Below are 16168 nucleotides of genomic sequence, written 5' to 3'. Positions count from 1 at the left end.
GGGACAGCCGCGTCGTCCAGTTCCAACGGGAGCGTCAGATGCGTGTGTTGTCAGGGCTAGTCGCGGTGTGTTGTGGGCTGCTGGTGCTCTTCCAGGCCGGTGCGCAGCAGGCGCCTTCCGCGCCGCAGGTGGCGACCCGCCCCAGCGGTGAGGGCTCCACGCCCCGGCTGACCGCCGACGATGTGACCCTCTGGCTGGATGGCTTCATGCCGTATGCGATCGGGCGCGGCGATATCGCCGGTGCGGTGGTCACCGTGGTCAAGGACGGCCAGATTCTTGCCCGCCGCGGTTACGGCGTCTCCGATGTGCAGAAGCAGACGCCGGTGGACCCGGACGGCACGCTGTTCCGGATGGCGTCGGTTTCCAAGCTGATGACGTGGACCGCAGTGATGCAGCTGGTGGAAGCCGGCAAGCTGGATCTGGATACGGACATCAACCAGTACCTGGATTTCAAGGTGCCCGAACGCGGCCTGCCGATCACGTTGCGGCAGCTGATGACGCATACCGRCGGCTTCGAGGCCAACATCAAGTACATGTGGACGAGCGAAGCGGTGGCGGCGGCCGGCGGCACCGAACTGGGCCCGTACCTCAAACGCCGGATACCGGCGCAAATCTTTGCCCCGGGCACTGTGCCGGCGTATTCGAACTACGGCACCAGCCTTGCCGGCTACATCGTCGAGCGCGTATCGGGGCAGCCATTCGTCGACTACGTCGAGCAGCACATCTTCGTGCCGCTGCAGATGCAGCACGCCAGCTTTCGTCAGCCGCTGCCGCCTGCGTTGCGTGGCCGGGTCTCCCAGGGCTATGCACTGGGATCGGGCCAGCCGCGCGACTTCGAAGTCACCCCGTCCGCGCCGGCCGGGGCGATGTCGGCCACGGGCAGCGACATGGCGCGTTTCATGATCGCGCACCTGAGCGCGGCGGGCGGTCACGACACGGCCATTCTGAAGGCAGCGACCACTCAACAGATGCTGACGCCGCAGACCCGCTTCGCGCCACCACTGAACACCATGGCACTCGGGTTCTACGAGATCGACGTCAATGGTCAGCGGGTGGTGTCCCACGCCGGTGACACCTACTCGTTCCACTCGCAGCTGTTCCTGTTCCGCGACCACGACGTCGGCCTGTTCGTCGCGCTCAACAGCGCCGGCGCCAACGGCGTCACCGGCCCGATCCGCCGTGAGCTGCTGGAGAACTTCGCCGACCGCTACTTCCCGGCAGACGCCCCCGCCGCGGCACCGCAGGTAGACGCCGCGCTGGCCAGGGAACAGGCGCGCCAGCTGGCCGCACCGAGCTATCTCGATTCACGTCGCGCCGAAACCGGCATCGGCCGCACCGGCATCCTCACTCAGACGCGGCTGGAGGCGCTGGACGATGGCAGTCTGCGCCTGCCGCGCCTGAAACAGCCCAACGGACAGCCGTCCACCTTCAGGCCGATCGCACCGTGGTTATGGCAGGCGAACAACAGCGAGCTGCGCCTGGCCGCCATCCTCAAGGACGGAACGCCGGTCGGCTTCGCGGTCGACGCGTCCTCACCGTTCAACGTGTTCCTGCGCGCGGAAGGTTACCGCTCGGCGGTGTGGCTCAAGCCACTGCTGACCGCTGCCATGGCGGTACTGGCGCTTTCCGCGCTGGCCTGGCCCGTCGCCGCGTTCGTCCGCCGTCGTCATGGCCGCGTGCTGGCCTGGCCGCGCAGGACGCTGCTGGCCTATCGCCTGAGCCGCCTCGCGTGCTGGTTCATGCTGCTGGTACCTGCAGCAGCCATGGCGTTGATGGCGTGGGCGGCCGCGGATTTCGCCCGCCTGGACGACCGTCTCGATCCGGCGGTGATCGGGCTGGGCACCGCCTCCGTGATCGCCATCGTCGGCGGGCTCGCGGCGATGACCTGGAACCTGCTGCAGACGCTGCGCGGCGGACGCGGCTGGCTGGCACGCCTTTGGGCCGTGCTGCTGCTGATGGCCGCCTGCGTGCTTGCCTACGCGCTGGCTCTGATGGGCCTGGCCGACTTCGCTCTCAACTACTGACCCGTCGCCCCGCTTCGGGGCTGGAGACATCCTGTGAAACTCACCCTGCAGATCGACACGCTTGCATTGCTGGCTCCGTTCCGGATCAGCGGTTACGTTTTCGAACACGCCCAGGTGCTGCGCGTGGAACTGGAAGACGGCGGCCATCGCGGCCGTGGCGAAGCCAGTGGCGTGTACTACCTCGATGATGCGCCAGAGCAGATGCTGGCCACGCTGGAACAGCTGCGTGCGCGGATCGAAACCGGCATCAGCCGCGCCGACCTGCAGCAACTGCTGCCCCGCGGCGGCGCGCGCAACGCGCTGGACTGCGCATTGTGGGATCTGGAGGCGAGCCGGACCGGCAAACCGGCCTGGGCGCTGGCTGGGTTGTCGCAGACCCGGCCGCTGCTGACCACCTGGACCCTCGGCGCTGATGATCCGGCGACGATGCAGTCGATCGCCACCGGGCGTTATGCGGCCGCCAAGGCGCTCAAGCTCAAGCTCAGTGGCGAACTGGATATCGATAGCGAACGCGTGCGCGCCGTCCGCAAGGCGCGCCCGGAGGTATGGATGGGCGTGGACGCCAACCAGGGCTACACCGTGGACGTGCTGGACGCGTTGATGCCGGTGCTGCTGGACAAYGGCATCAAGTTGCTGGAACAGCCGCTGCAGCGCGGTCGCGAAGCCGAACTCAAGGGCTTCGCACGACCGCTGCCGTTCGCTGCCGACGAAAGCGTTCAGGACGCGGCGGACATCGAAGCGCTGGCCGGTCTGTTCGACGTGATCAACATCAAGCTCGACAAGGCCGGCGGACTCACCGAAGGCCTGGCCATGGTCGACAAGGCCCGTGCACTGGGCATGCAGGTGATGGTCGGCAACATGATCGGCAGCAGCTGGGCGATGGGCCCGGCCTTCATCGTGGGCCAGCATTGCGACGTGGTCGATCTCGATGGCCCGCTGTTCCTGCGCGAGGATCGCGTCCCGGGCCTGCGCTATGACGAGGGACGGGTGCATTGCGAGGACGCGGTGTGGGGCAAGGGGGTGCAGGCATGAGCATGACATCGCGGCATCCGCGCACCCTCAGCTGGCGCGCGCTGGTGGCCGGCCTGCTGCTGACCTCCAGCGCCGTGTTCTCGCCGCTGCACGCACAGGCCCCGCCGCCCGCCGCCGCGCCGCAGCCTGCAGCCACCCGGGCGCCTGACAGCGTCACTCCCCCGCCGGCCGCCACCGGCACGCTGGATGCAGCCCGCGTCGACACCTTCCTGGACGGCCTGGTCCCCTACTTGATGGCGCAGGGCGATCTCGCCGGTGCCGTGGTCACGGTGGTCGAGAATGGCAAGGTCGTCACAGAGCGCGGCTTTGGTTTCTCCGATGTCGAGAAGCGCACGCCGGTCGATCCCAAAACCACCCTGTTCCGCCCCGGGTCCATCTCCAAACTGTTTGTCTGGACCGCGGTGATGCAGCTGGTCGAACAGGGCAAGCTGGATCTGGACGCCGACATCAACATCTACCTGGACATCAAGGTCCCGGCCAACGGTGCGCCGATCACGCTGCGCCAGATCATGACCCACACCAGCGGTCTGGAAGAGCGCATGCGCTACCTGATCGTGCTGGGCCCGGACCATCCGGCCAACCGCGACAACTTCCTCAAGGAATGGGTGCCCAACCAGATCTCCGCACCGGGCACCACGCCGGCGTATTCCAACTACGCCACCGGCATCGCCTCGTACATCGTCGAGCGGGTCAGCGGCCAGCGCTTCGAGGACTACGCCAGACAGCACATCCTGCAGCCGCTGGGCATGCAGTACGCCAGCTTCGAACAGAAGCTGCCGGCCGAGCTGCTGCCGCACGCCGCCAAGGGCTATCTGCTGGGCTCGGGCAAAAGCTACCCGGCCGAGAAGAACACCGCGCCGGGCGTGGGCGGTCTGTATGCCTCCGGCTCGGCGATGGCACGTTTCATGATGGCCACGCTCAATCATGGTGAGCTCGACGGCCAGCGCATCATGCGCGCCGAGACCAACGCACAGATGCTGACCCCGCAGCCGGCGATCCTGCCGCACCTGCCGCGCATGGCCCTGGGCTGGATGGCCTCGGACACCGGGGGCTACGACACGCGCTCACACGGCGGCACGATGCTGTTCTTCTACTCGTGGCTGTGGATGATCCCGGAACGCAACATCGGCGTCTTCGTTTCCACCAACAGCGTGGGGCGTGATGCGGCCGGTTCTGCCCTGCGCGCCCAGGTGTGGGAGCGCTTCGTCGAGAATTTCCTGCCGACCCTGCCGATCGAACGCGCCGGCCCGGGCGTGGATGCTGCCACGGCCCGCTCGCACGCCGCTGCGCTGGCCGGGACGAGCTGGCAGAGCACGCGCCGTTCGGACAGTTCCTATCTGCGCATGCTGACGCTGTTCGCACCGATCCGCGTGCACCCGCAGGATGACGGCACCATCACCGTGGATGGCCAGAAGGGCCTCAACGGCCAGCTGCTGCGCTGGCGCGAGGTGTCGCCGTGGTTGTGGCAGCAGGAAAACGGCCGCGGCCTGTTGGAAGTGAAGGTCAAGGACGGCCGACCGGTGTACTTCTCCGGCGGTCCGTTCGCCTCGGTGTTCGGCTTTGAACCGATCCCCGGCTGGCGTTCGCCGGCGTGGCTGCGCCCTGCGCTGTTCGTCGCGCTGGGGCTGCTTACGCTGTCGGCCGTGCTGCGCGTCGGTGGCGTGTTCGTGCGCCGCTACTACCGTGTCAGCGCGCCGGCAGAAAACCGCGGCCTGCGCTGGCTGCAGACGCTGTCGATCACCACGCAGCTGGGCACCGTGGCCGCCTGGGCGCTGTACGTGAAATCGATCGCTGGCCCGGGCGCGATCTCGTCGTACACCAACGGGCCGTTGATCCTGGTGCAGGCGCTGTCCTGGCTGAGCGTGTTCGCGGCAGCGGCATTGGTCTGGGTGGCGATCCGCACCCCGGCCAGCTGGCCGCGCGTGCGCCGCTACGGCGCCTGGGTGGTCGCACTGGCAGGGCTGGTGGTGGCGTTCGTTGCCATTACCCAGCGCCTGATCAGTACCGGCCTGCAGCTCTGACCCACGGATGCCCCGCCCGATGAGCATCGCTGCACCGCCCAGGGCCTGGTTCGGGCAGCCGCCAGGCCTGACCATCCTGTTCCTCACCGAGATGTGGGAGAAATTCTCCTACTACGGCATGCGGGCGCTGCTGGTCTATTACATGACCAAGCAGCTGCTTTTCTCGCAGGAGCAGGCCTCGATGGTCTATGGCCTGTACACCGCGCTGGCCTACCTGAGCCCGGTGTTCGGCGGCCTGCTCGCCGACCGCTGGCTGGGCAAGCGGCATGCGGTGATCCTGGGCGGGGTGATCATGGCGTTCGGCCACTTCCTGATGGCCTTCGATGCCCTGCTGTATCCGGCACTGCTGGCGATCGTACTTGGCAACGGGCTGTTCCTGCCGACCCTGCCGGGCCAGGTCGGCGACCTGTACCGGCGCGATGATCCGCGTCGTGGCTCGGCGTTCAACGTGTACTACGTGGGCATCAACCTCGGCGCGTTTCTCGCGCCGCTGGTCTGCGGCACGCTGGGAGAGGTGTATGGCTGGCACGTCGGTTTCTCGGCCGCCGGCATCGGCATGCTGCTGGGCCTGGTGGTCTACATCAGCGGCCGACGGCACCTGCCACCGGATCCGCCGCGCAGCGAGCGCGCCACGCTGCCCTTCTCCGCGCTGTGGCAGCCGACCTACCGACCACTGCTGCAGCTGATGACGATGATTGCCGGATTGATCGTGGTATTCCGACTGGCCTACGAGCAGATCGGCAACACCATCGCGATCTGGCTCGATACCGGCGTGGACCGCGTGATCACCGCCGATTTCACCGTCCCGATGACCTGGTTCTTCTCGCTCAATCCGCTGCTGGTGTTCCTGATCACACCGCTGCTGGTGCGGCGCTGGACGCGGCAGGCGCGCGAGGGCCGCGAGCCGGCCGCACTGACCAAGATGGCGATCGGCGCTGCCGTGGTCGGCCTGTCATTTGCGCTGGTGGCGATGCTCGGCGGCGAACCGTCGGCCAAGGTCGGCTGGCTGTGGGCCGCGCTGTTCTTTGCGATCTTCACCCTGGGCGAGCTTTTCATTCTGCCGGTGGGGCTGGGTCTGTTCGCGCGCCTGGCGCCGGCAGGCTTCGGCGCGACGATCATCGCGTTCTGGTTCCTGGCCTCGTTCGGCGGCAATCTGCTGGCCGGCGCCGTCGGCACGCTGTGGTCAACGCTGTCCAGTGCGGTGTTTTTCTCGCTGATGGGCGGCACCTGCATGCTCGTTGCCATCCTGCTACTGCGGCTGGAACGCCGCGCGCGACCGCTGTTGGCTGGCAACGCCTCACCTGCCCCGCAGGACGCTGCCCCGGCTGCCCGTGCGGTGCGCGCGGGTTGAGGTGTCGGTGCCGCACCGTGCTTATCGGTGTGGTGACGATCGCGCTTGATCGCGGCCCGTGGTCCGGCGCAGTGCGCCCACCAGGCGCCAATCGGTCTGGGAAGCGGCCCTGGGCGCGCTCGAATTGCTGCAGCGCAATACTCCTTATTGAGACACTATTTTCTAATTGAGCTTGACATATCTCTGATCAGGATAAATATTCCTTGCACAGGATTTGTAGGGACATCGAAATGCCCGATCAGTTTCCGCACGTCTCCGACCGCCGCGCGTGTCGTTCGCTGCCCATGTCCTCTCCCCTGACCGATGTGCCGACACGCTGCTGCCGCGGCACCGCGCGCGTCCACCGCACTCCCCGATGCAACGCCACGCGGCTGTCGCAGTCCCGGATCGCCGTCGTTTTCTCTGCCTGACCCCGTTCCTGATGCCTGAGAGCCCGCACATGCGCAAGCCGATGAAACGTTCGATCCTCGCCTCCACCGTCACGCTGTGCTGCATGGGCCTTGCCACCTCGGCGATGGCCCAGGACGCCAACGCCGATGGCAGCCGCAGCACGCCCGATGTCGTCGAGCTTGATCGCGTAGTGGCCACCGCGCAGAAGCGCAGCGAGAACGTCATGGAGGTGGCTGCCGGCGTCAGCGTGATCAGCGAAGAACGCCTCGAAGCATTCGGCGCCACCCGCTTGAACGACTTCGCCGCCTACGTCCCCGGCTTCCAGGTGGACAGTGGCGGCGCGCCGGGCCAGACCACGATGGCGTTGCGCGGCGTGGCGCCGCTCGGCGGTGGCTCGATCATCGGCACCTACATCGATGACACACCGATCGGCACGAGCAGCAACAAGCAGCGCGCAACCACCTACGCGCTGGATCTGCTGCCCTACGACATCCAAAGCGTGGAAGTGCTGCGCGGCCCGCAGGGCACCCTCTACGGCGCCAGCTCGATGGGCGGCCTGTTCAAGTACATCACCAAGGCCGCCGATCCGGATGGCCTCGAGTTCCGCGCCGGCATGGACGTCAATGCCACCCGGGAGGCCGGCGACGTCGGCACGGGCGTGCGCACCTCGTTCAACGTGCCGCTGGTCGAAGGCAAGCTGGGCCTGCGCGCCAGCATGTCGCGCCAGGGCACGCCCGGCTATGTCGACCAGCCGGATCTGGCCGGCGATGACGCCAAAGACAGCAACGGCTACTACCAGCTGGCCTCGCGCCTGGCCTTGACTTGGCGCATCAGCGACACCGCCAACCTGCGCGTGCAGGCGCTGTCGCAGATCGTGGATGCCGACAACTCCAGCGCGGTAGGCCTGACCTATCCCACGCTGGAGCCAATCCGCGGCCCGCTCGAAGGCATCCTCCAGCGCGCGACGCCGTACCGGATGGAGACCGACTACTACTCGGCGATCCTCGACTGGGATCTGGGCAACGTCGATTTCGTCTCCGCTTCCAGTTTCTCCGAAACCCGCATGGACGAAGTGCAGGATTCCACCCTGGTCTATGGCGCGGCGTGGCCGCTGCTGACCCGGTATCCGGCCGGACAGGCGCAGTTCGATGTCTTCCTCGGCACCCGCAAATGGACCCAGGAATTCCGCCTGAATTCCAAGGAAAACGCGCGCTTTGAATGGTTGCTCGGCACCTTCTTCACCGGTGAGAAGAACGCCAACCGCCAGCAGGTCAGCGCCTACGATGCCAACGGGATACCGCTGCCGTTCAATCCCGGCACCGCCAGCCTGCCCGGCACCTACGACGAGCAGGCGATCTTCGCCGATGTCACCTACAAATTCAGCCCGCGTTTCGATGTGTCCGCCGGCGTGCGGCATGCGCGTAACCAGCAGGATTTCGAACAGCACAGCGTCGGGCTGCTGTACGGTCCGCGACCGATCGACCTGGCCGACGACGCCGATGACAGCGTGACCACCTGGAAACTCGCCTCGCGCTGGCACTTCAACGAAAACGCGATGCTCTACGCCCGCTACGCCACCGGCTACCGCCCGGGTGGACCGAACGTGTCGACCTCCGGCGTGGTGCCCATGACCAAGGCCGACACGCTGGACAACCTCGAACTCGGCTTCAAGTCGCACTTCTGGGACCGTCGGGCGATGATCGATCTGGCCCTGTTCCGGATCGACTGGGACGACATCCAGGTGCGCGTTTCCGAGAACGGCCTGAGTTGGATGGGCAATGCTGGCAGCGCGCGCAGCCAGGGCGCGGAGCTGAGCTTCATGGTGCGTCCGGCCGAGCGCCTGACGGTCGGGCTCAACGCGGCCTACATCGATTCGAAGATCGGCGATGTGCCGGCCTCCAGCGGCCTGGTCGCCGGCAGCCGCATGCCGATGACGCCGCGGCTGAGCTGGTCGACCACCGTCGACTACGATTTCGATGTGACCGCGCAGTGGCAGGGCCGGGTCGGTGCCGGCTATCGCGTCACCGGCGCGCGCGTGGCCGGCGCGTACGAGATCGACAGCTACAACGCCCTGGACCTGCATGCCGAACTGACCAACATGACCTGGACCGTGCGTCTGTACGCGCGCAATGCCGCCGACGAGCGTGCCTATGTGTCGACCGGCGCGGTGCGCGATGCACTCAACCGCTACGTCGCGGTGACCGGCGTGCCGTTGCAGCCGCGCACCATCGGCATGTCGATCGACTATCGCTACTGAGTGCCACCTGCGCGCCCGGCGACGCCTTATCCCGTCCCGTGACCGCCTCCCTCCCCCACTACCCCGGATCCCCATGAGCTCGACGCCCACCGCAGCCGTTCAGGCACTTGCCGCCCTCCCCCAACCGTACCTGCTGTTCCTGGGCGATATCACTGAGGCGGGCTTCGCCAAGACCGCGATCGGCCTGCACGACTGGGCGCCGGAAGTGTGTGTTGCCGAATGGAGCCTGCCGGGCTGCCCGATCACCACCGGCCTGCCGAGCATGACGCCGGCGCAGGCGCGCGCCGCCGGTGCGCGTGCGATGGTGATCGGCGTCGCCAACGGCGGTGGGGTAATTCCGCCGCAGTGGCTGCCCGCGCTGGTCGACGCGCTTGAACAGGGCCTGGACCTGGTGAGCGGCATGCACCAGAAGCTCGGTGACATTCCGGAGCTGGCCGCCGTCGCCGACGGCCACGGACGTGCGCTGATCAACGTGCGCATCCCGCCACGCGGCATTCCGGTCGGCAACGGGCGCAAGCGCACCGGCAAGCGCGTGCTCACCGTCGGCACGGACTGCGCGCTGGGCAAGAAGTACACCGCACTGGCCCTGGCGCGCGGCCTGCGCGGGCTCGGCGTAGCGGCCGACTTCCGCGCCAGCGGCCAGACCGGCATCCTGATCGCCGGCAGCGGCATTCCGATGGACGCGGTGGTCGCCGATTTCTCGGCAGGCGCCGCCGAGCTGCTCAGCCCGGATGCGGCCGACGATCACTGGGATGTGATCGAAGGCCAGGGCTCGCTGTTCCACCCCGCCTACGCCGGTGTCAGCCTCGGCCTGCTGCACGGCAGCCAACCGGATGTGTTCGTGGTCTGCCACCAGCCGGGGCGCAAGCACGTGCTCGGTTATCCGGACTATCCACTGCCCTCCATCGAAGAGGTGATCGCATTGACCGTGCAACTGGGGCGCCGCACCAACCCTGACATCCGCTGTGTCGGCGTCAGTCTCAACACCCACGGCATGACCGAGGCTGCGGCATCGGCTGCCTGTGCGGAGGTCAGCGCGCGTCTCGGTCTGCCCGCGGCTGACCCGATGCGGCAAGATGGAACGTTCAACCGTTTGCTGGAGGCCTGCATCGCATGAAGATGACATCCCGTACCTTGAGCTTGTGCGTCGCGGCCGTGCTGGGCCTGAGCCCGCTCGCCGCCTTCAGCGCCAGCCGGACCCGTCCGGTGGAAACCGAAGTCGCACGCCTGGCCACATTGATCGACGGCAAGGTCGGTGTCTCGGCATGGCGCCTGGATGGCAAGGGCGAGCAGGTGCATCTGAATCCCGATGAAGGCTTCCCGATGGCCAGCACGTTCAAGGTCGCCGTCGCCGCCGTGATCCTGAGCAAGGTGGATGCCGGCGAACTGGCGCTGACCACGATGGTGCCGGTGCCGAAATCCTTCTACGTCGATTCGGAAGTGATCGCCGACCGCTTCATCCACGACGGCGTGAGCCTGTCGGTGCACAACCTGCTCGAAGTGATGTTGACCCAGAGCGACAACACCGCCACCGACGTATTGGTGGCCCAGGCCGGCGGACCGGCCGCGGTCACCGCCTGGCTGCGCGCGCACGGCATCAACGGCCAGCGTCTGGATCGCAACACCCGGCAGCTGCTCAGCGATATCTTTGGCCTCGGCGATGCCCCGCTGACCAAGGAACGCGTCGCGGAACTGACCCTCGACCCGGAGGTCGTCAAGCGCACCAAGTCCGGCAGCGAGGCCTTCGACAAGGATCCGCGCGACACCTCCACGCCGCGTGCGATGTCGACCCTGCTGACCCAGCTGTTCACCGGCAAGGCACTCAGCCCGGCCAGCACCGAGGTGCTGGTGCAGATCATGGAGCGTTGCCGGACCTGCAGCGCACGCCTGCGCGGCAGCCTGCCGCCGGGCACCAAGGTGGCCGACAAGAGCGGTACCGTCGCCGGCACCGTCAACGACGTCGGCGTGGTCACCCTGCCCGACGGCAGCCGGTTCGCCATCTCGGTGTTCGTCAAGGCCAGCAACGCACCGCGCAGCGAACGTGAGCGGGTGATCGCCGAGATCGCCCGCACCGTGCGCGATTTCTACCTGCTGCAGCCCACGGCCGCCGGCAAGTGACCGCCGCCGCCAGCCGGTTCCAGCGTTATCTGTTGCCCGGCCTGGCGTTCAAATCCGCCGTGATCGGCGGCGGGTACGCCACCGGCCGTGAGCTGGCGGAGTTCTTCCTGCCCTCGGGCCCGTGGGGCGGCCTGGCCGCGATGGTGTTGTCGATGCTGATCTGGAGCGTGATCTGCATCCTGACGTTCCTGCTGGCACGGGCGATCGGTGCCAACGACTACCGCACCTTCTTCCGGCATCTGCTGGGGCGTGGTTGGTGGACCTTCGAAATCGCCTATCTGGCGCTCATCGTGGTGGTACTGGCCGTGTTCGGCGCGGCCGCCGGCGAACTGGCCACGACCATGTTCGGTTGGCCACGGATCGTCGGCACGCTGCTGCTGGTGGCGATCATCACCGGCGTGGTGCAGGCCGGCACCAACGCCGTCGAACGCATGTTCAAGCTGATGTCGGCCTTCATGTACGTGGTGTATGCCATCGCCGCGTGCCTGATCCTGTCCCGCTTCGGCCACGGCACCCTGGCGCAGTTGTCCAACACCCCGGACCTCGGCCCGGGCTGGGTGCTCAACGGGGTGACCTACGCCGGCTATAACGTGTTCGCGGCGGTCTCGATCCTGCTGGTCGTGCGCCACCTGCTGTGCCGTCGCGACGCGGTGATTGCCGGCGCCCTGGCCGGCCCGTTGGCGATCCTGCCGGCGATCGTGTTCTACGTCTGCATGATCGCGTTCCTGCCGGACATCGCCGACGCGCCGCTGCCTTCCGACCTCATGCTCGGCCAGCTCGGCCTGCCGTGGTTCCAGTGGCTGTTCCGCCTGATGATCATGGTCGCCCTGGTGGAAACCGGGGTCACGCTGATGGCCTCGGTGGACGGCCGCATCGGCGTCAACTGGAAAGAACGCACCGGCGCCGCGCCCGGACGCGGCGTGCGCGTGGCGATCATCGCCGCGATCCTGCTGGCAGCCGTTTTCCTTGCCGACGGGATCGGCCTGGTGGCACTGATCGCCAAGGGCTACCGGCTGCTGGCCTACGCCATCCTGGCCACCTATGTGGTGCCGTTGCTGGCGTACTCGGCGTGGCAGCTCTGGTCACGTCGCGGGCGGGCCTTCACGCCGCCGGGGGCGGAACCGCCCTGCCCGCGCCCTGCCATGACGGATGCCCTCGGCACTTACCCGCCACAGGCAAAGACCAGGAACTGATGCAGCGCGCGTGCCGGCGCGGACAGGTCCTCGTCCGGGCGCCAGACCAGGCCGACGTCCATCGGCGGCACTGCATCGGTCAAGGTGCGCACGTCGATCCGGCGCCCCTCCAGCGACCACGGCCGATAGACCATGTCCGACAGGATGCTCACCCCGAACCCGTAGGCGACCATGCCGCGCAGCGCTTCCAGCGACGAGGTGCGGAAAGCCACGTTGGGCGCGCGCCCGACCGAACGCCAGTAGCGCATCGCCGACTCCTGCCCCTCGTCGACCGTCAGCATGATGTAGGGATACGGCGCGACGTCAGCCGGACTGATCACCGGCAACTGCAGCAGCGGGTGCGACTCGGCCAGCCACAGTTGGCGGCGCGACCGGATCAGCACCTGCCGACGCAGTACGTACGGCTCGGCCATGTTGGAGATGATGCACAAGCCGAAATCGAGCTCGCCGCTGCTGACGCCCTGCTCGATCGTCGCCCGGTCCATGTCCACCAGCTCGACCTCCACCTGCGGATAGGAGCGTTTGAAGCGCGCCAGCAGGCTCGGCAGGAAATAGCCGAGCACGGTGTAGGAAGCGCCGATCCTGACCCGGCCCGGCAGCGTGTTGGCCAGGAACATCGGCTCGCTCAGGGCGTCCTGCAGGGTGTCCAGGATGTGCCGGACGTGCTGGTGGAAACGGTGGCCCTCGGCGGTCAGGCCGACCCCGTGCGGCAGGCGATCGAACAGTTTCAGCCCCAGCGCGGCCTCCAGCTGGGCAACGGCGGTGGTGATCACCGACTGGGAGACGTGCAGCTTGCGCGCGGCCTGCGAGAACTGTCCCAGCTCCGCCGCCTCGGCGAAATAGCGCATCTGGCGCAGGGTCAGGTTGGCTGGGATTTGCATGCACCGCTCCCGTAGCATGGAGATATCTGAATAAACAATACCTCATACGCTATTAAACAAATTTACGATATGCCGCCGTGCCTCTAGACTTCACACCGGGTGCAATGCGCCATGGCCCCAGCCGCCTTGAAAGCGCTGGTCCTTACCCGCTTCGCGACGGGATCCCCCGGGATGCCGGCGCGTCAACATCGCCATTACCGTTGCCCCCCGCCTGCGGTAAGCCTGTAGCTCCATGACCCAAGCCCAGCGAGGCCCCTGACATGTCATCACCCCAGATTCCCGCCACCAGCGCGCCGTTGCGTCTGCACGTGCCCGAGCCCAGCGCCCGCCCCGGCCAGGCCACCGACTTTTCCTATCTGAAGCTGAGCCCCGCCGGCGCGGTCGACAAGCCGCCCGTGGACGTGAGCGCCAGCCAGACCGCACCGCTGACCGGCCAGCTGATCCGCGTGCTGGACGACAACGGCGACGCCGTGGGTCCGTGGGCCGCCGACATCGACGACGCGGTGCTGCTGCGTGCGATGCACGCCATGCTCAAGACCCGCGCCTACGACGCGCGCATGCTGATCGCCCAGCGCCAGAAGAAGACCTCGTTCTACATCCAGTGCCTGGGTGAAGAAGCGATCGCGGTCGGCCAGACCCTGGCGCTGCGCGATGACGACATGCAGTTCCCGACCTATCGCCAGCAGGGCATCCTGGTCACCAAGGACGTCTCGCTGGTCGACATGATCTGCCAGGTGCTGTCCAACGCGGCCGACCCGCTGAAAGGCCGCCAGCTGCCGATCATGTACTCGTACAAGGACTACGGCTTCTTCTCGATCTCGGGCAACCTGACCACCCAGTACATCCAGGCGGTGGGCTGGGCGATGGCCTCGGCGATCAAGGGCGACACCCGCATCGCCACCGCATGGGTGGGCGATGGGGCGACCGCCGAAGGCGATTTCCACGCCGCGCTGACCTTCGCCCACGTGTACCGCGCCCCGGTCGTGCTCAACGTGGTCAACAACCAGTGGGCGATCTCCACCTTCCAGGCCATCGCCGGCGGTGAGAACACCACCTTTGCCGCGCGCGGCGTGGGCTACGGCATTCCGTCGCTGCGTGTGGACGGCAACGATCTGCTGGCCGTGTACGCGGCCTCGCGCTGGGCCGCCGAACGCGCCCGCAGCAATCTCGGCCCGACCCTGATCGAGTGGGTGACCTACCGCGCCGGCCCGCATTCGACCTCGGATGATCCGTCCAAGTACCGCCCGGCCGACGATGCCCAGCACTTCCCGCTCGGCGATCCGATCGACCGCCTGAAGCAGCACCTGATCAAGCGCGGCCTGTGGAGCGATCAGCAGCACGACGAAGTGCGCACCGAACTCGATGCCGAGGTCCTGCGTGCCCTCAAGGAAGCCGAGACCCACGGGTTGCTCGGCAGCGACAACCGTCCCGGCGCGGCCCTCATGTTCGAAGACGTCTACAAGGACATGCCCGAACACCTCCGTCGCCAGCGTCAGCAGTTGGGAGTCTGAACACATGAGCGGGATTGAACAGAACAACACCGGCGGCACGCCGATGACCATGATCCAGGCGCTGCGCTCGGCGATGGACGTGATGCTGGAACGCGACGACAACGTGGTGGTCTTCGGCCAGGACGTGGGCTACTTCGGCGGCGTGTTCCGCTGCACCGATGGCCTGCAGACCAAGTACGGCAAGCAGCGCGTGTTCGATGCGCCGATCTCCGAGAACGGCATCGCCGGCGCGGCGATCGGCATGGCCGCCTACGGCCTGCGCCCGGTCGCCGAGATCCAGTTCGCCGATTACATCTACCCGGCCTACGACCAGATCGTCTCCGAAGCGGCGCGCATGCGCTATCGCTCCGGCGGCAGCTTCACCTCCTCGCTGGTGTTCCGTACCCCGTGCGGCGGTGGCATCTACGGTGGCCAGACCCACAGCCAGAGCCCGGAGGCGATCTTCGCCCACGCCACCGGCCTGCGCACGGTCATGCCGTCCAACCCGTACGACGCCAAGGGCCTGCTGATCGCCTCGATCGAGAACGACGATCCGGTGATCTTCCTGGAGCCCAAGCGCCTGTACAACGGCCCGTTCGACGGTCACCACGACCGCCCGGTCACCGCGTGGTCCAAGTACCCGGACAACCTGGTGCCGGAGGGCTACTACAACGTGCCGCTGGACAAGGCCGCCATCGCCCGCGAAGGCAAGGCACTGACGATCATCACCTACGGCACCACCGTGTGGGTAGCCAAGGCCGCCGCCGAAGATGCCGGGATCGATGCCGAAGTGATCGACCTACGCAGCCTGTGGCCGCTGGACCTGGACGCCATCGTCAATTCGGTCAAAAAGACCGGCCGCTGCATCGTGCTGCACGAAGCCACGCGCACCTGCGGCTTCGGCGCCGAGCTGGTCGCCCTGGTGCAGGAGCATTGCTTCTACCACCTGCAGGCGCCGGTGGAACGCGTTACCGGTTGGGACACCCCGTATCCGCACGCGCAGGAATGGGACTACTTCCCGGGTCCGTCCCGGGTCATCGATGCAATGCAGCGCGTGCTGGAGGACTGAACCATGGGACATCACGTCATCAAGATGCCGGACATCGGTGAAGGTATCGCCGAAGTCGAACTGATCACCTGGAAGGTCGAGGTCGGTGGCCCGGTCGCCGAAGACCAGGTCGTGGCCGAGGTCATGACCGACAAGGCCATGGTCGAGATCCCCTCGCCCGTGTCAGGCACCGTCGTCTCGCTGGGTGGCAAGCCCGGCCAGATGATGGCCGTCGGCAGCGAGCTGATCCGCCTGGAAGTGGACGGTGCCGGAAATGCCAGCGCCACCAGTGCACCGGCCGCCGCGGCGCCTGCCGAACCGGTTGCCGCGCCCAAGGCGGCCGCACCGGCCGCTGCACCTGCG

General features: G+C 67.2%; 12 protein-coding genes. 11 read left to right on the top strand and 1 reads right to left on the bottom strand.

The genetic code is table 11. From position 1 onward, the window contains the following. Positions 1-38: 38 nt before the first annotated feature. The 8 genes from AC1DR7_RS04880 (at position 39) to AC1DR7_RS04845 (ending at position 12386) form a co-directional block, all read left to right on the top strand. Complete coding sequence (locus AC1DR7_RS04880) at positions 39-2024, top strand: serine hydrolase domain-containing protein (RefSeq protein ID WP_478076410.1); 1986 nt, start codon at positions 39-41, stop codon at positions 2022-2024. 33 nt (positions 2025-2057) lie between these two features. After that, positions 2058-3056 (top strand): dipeptide epimerase, encoded by a 999-nt coding sequence (locus AC1DR7_RS04875; protein WP_478051139.1) that lies wholly within the window; start codon positions 2058-2060, stop codon positions 3054-3056. Further along, the gene (locus AC1DR7_RS04870) at positions 3053-5077 is read left to right on the top strand and encodes a serine hydrolase domain-containing protein (protein ID WP_457320028.1); all 2025 of its coding nucleotides are present in this window, start codon (positions 3053-3055) and stop codon (positions 5075-5077) included. Before AC1DR7_RS04875 ends, AC1DR7_RS04870 begins: the two co-directional genes overlap by 4 nt. A 19-nt stretch (positions 5078-5096) precedes the next feature. Further along, on the top strand, positions 5097-6428 hold the full coding sequence (locus AC1DR7_RS04865) for a peptide MFS transporter (protein ID WP_478051141.1): 1332 nt from the start codon (positions 5097-5099) through the stop codon (positions 6426-6428). Positions 6429-6879: 451 nt separating this feature from the next. Next, positions 6880-9075 (top strand): TonB-dependent receptor, encoded by a 2196-nt coding sequence (locus tag AC1DR7_RS04860; RefSeq protein ID WP_478051142.1) that lies wholly within the window; start codon positions 6880-6882, stop codon positions 9073-9075. Between the two features lie 73 nt (positions 9076-9148). Next, positions 9149-10192, top strand: coding sequence for an N-acetyltransferase DgcN family protein (locus AC1DR7_RS04855; protein ID WP_457318732.1), 1044 nt, complete (start codon positions 9149-9151; stop codon positions 10190-10192). Next, on the top strand, positions 10189-11193 hold the full coding sequence (gene bla, locus AC1DR7_RS04850; protein ID WP_457318731.1) for a class A beta-lactamase: 1005 nt from the start codon (positions 10189-10191) through the stop codon (positions 11191-11193). Before AC1DR7_RS04855 ends, bla begins: the two co-directional genes overlap by 4 nt. Beyond that, the gene (locus AC1DR7_RS04845; RefSeq protein ID WP_478051143.1) at positions 11190-12386 is read left to right on the top strand and encodes a YkvI family membrane protein; all 1197 of its coding nucleotides are present in this window, start codon (positions 11190-11192) and stop codon (positions 12384-12386) included. Before bla ends, AC1DR7_RS04845 begins: the two co-directional genes overlap by 4 nt. On the opposite strand, the gene AC1DR7_RS04840 is transcribed toward AC1DR7_RS04845, so the two are convergent. After that, entirely contained in the window at positions 12356-13267 is a 912-nt protein-coding gene (locus tag AC1DR7_RS04840) for a LysR family transcriptional regulator (RefSeq protein ID WP_256773946.1), read from the bottom strand. The two genes, AC1DR7_RS04845 and AC1DR7_RS04840, sit on opposite strands and share 31 nt — an antisense overlap. A gap of 260 nt (positions 13268-13527) precedes the next feature. On the opposite strand from AC1DR7_RS04840, the gene AC1DR7_RS04835 reads away from it, so the two are divergent. The 3 genes from AC1DR7_RS04835 to AC1DR7_RS04825 all read left to right on the top strand — a co-directional run. Next, complete coding sequence (locus tag AC1DR7_RS04835) at positions 13528-14778, top strand: 3-methyl-2-oxobutanoate dehydrogenase (2-methylpropanoyl-transferring) subunit alpha (protein WP_457318725.1); 1251 nt, start codon at positions 13528-13530, stop codon at positions 14776-14778. Between the two features lie 4 nt (positions 14779-14782). Continuing rightward, entirely contained in the window at positions 14783-15826 is a 1044-nt protein-coding gene (locus AC1DR7_RS04830) for an alpha-ketoacid dehydrogenase subunit beta (RefSeq protein ID WP_070427218.1), read from the top strand. A gap of 3 nt (positions 15827-15829) precedes the next feature. Next, a partial coding sequence (locus tag AC1DR7_RS04825; protein WP_478076409.1) for a biotin/lipoyl-containing protein occupies positions 15830-16168 on the top strand: 339 nt, incomplete at its 3' end.

It is taken from the genome of Stenotrophomonas sp. P5_A9 (assembly GCF_056400525.1).
Note: the sequence above shows the minus strand (reverse complement) of the source record. Positions and strands in the feature narration are given on the sequence as shown.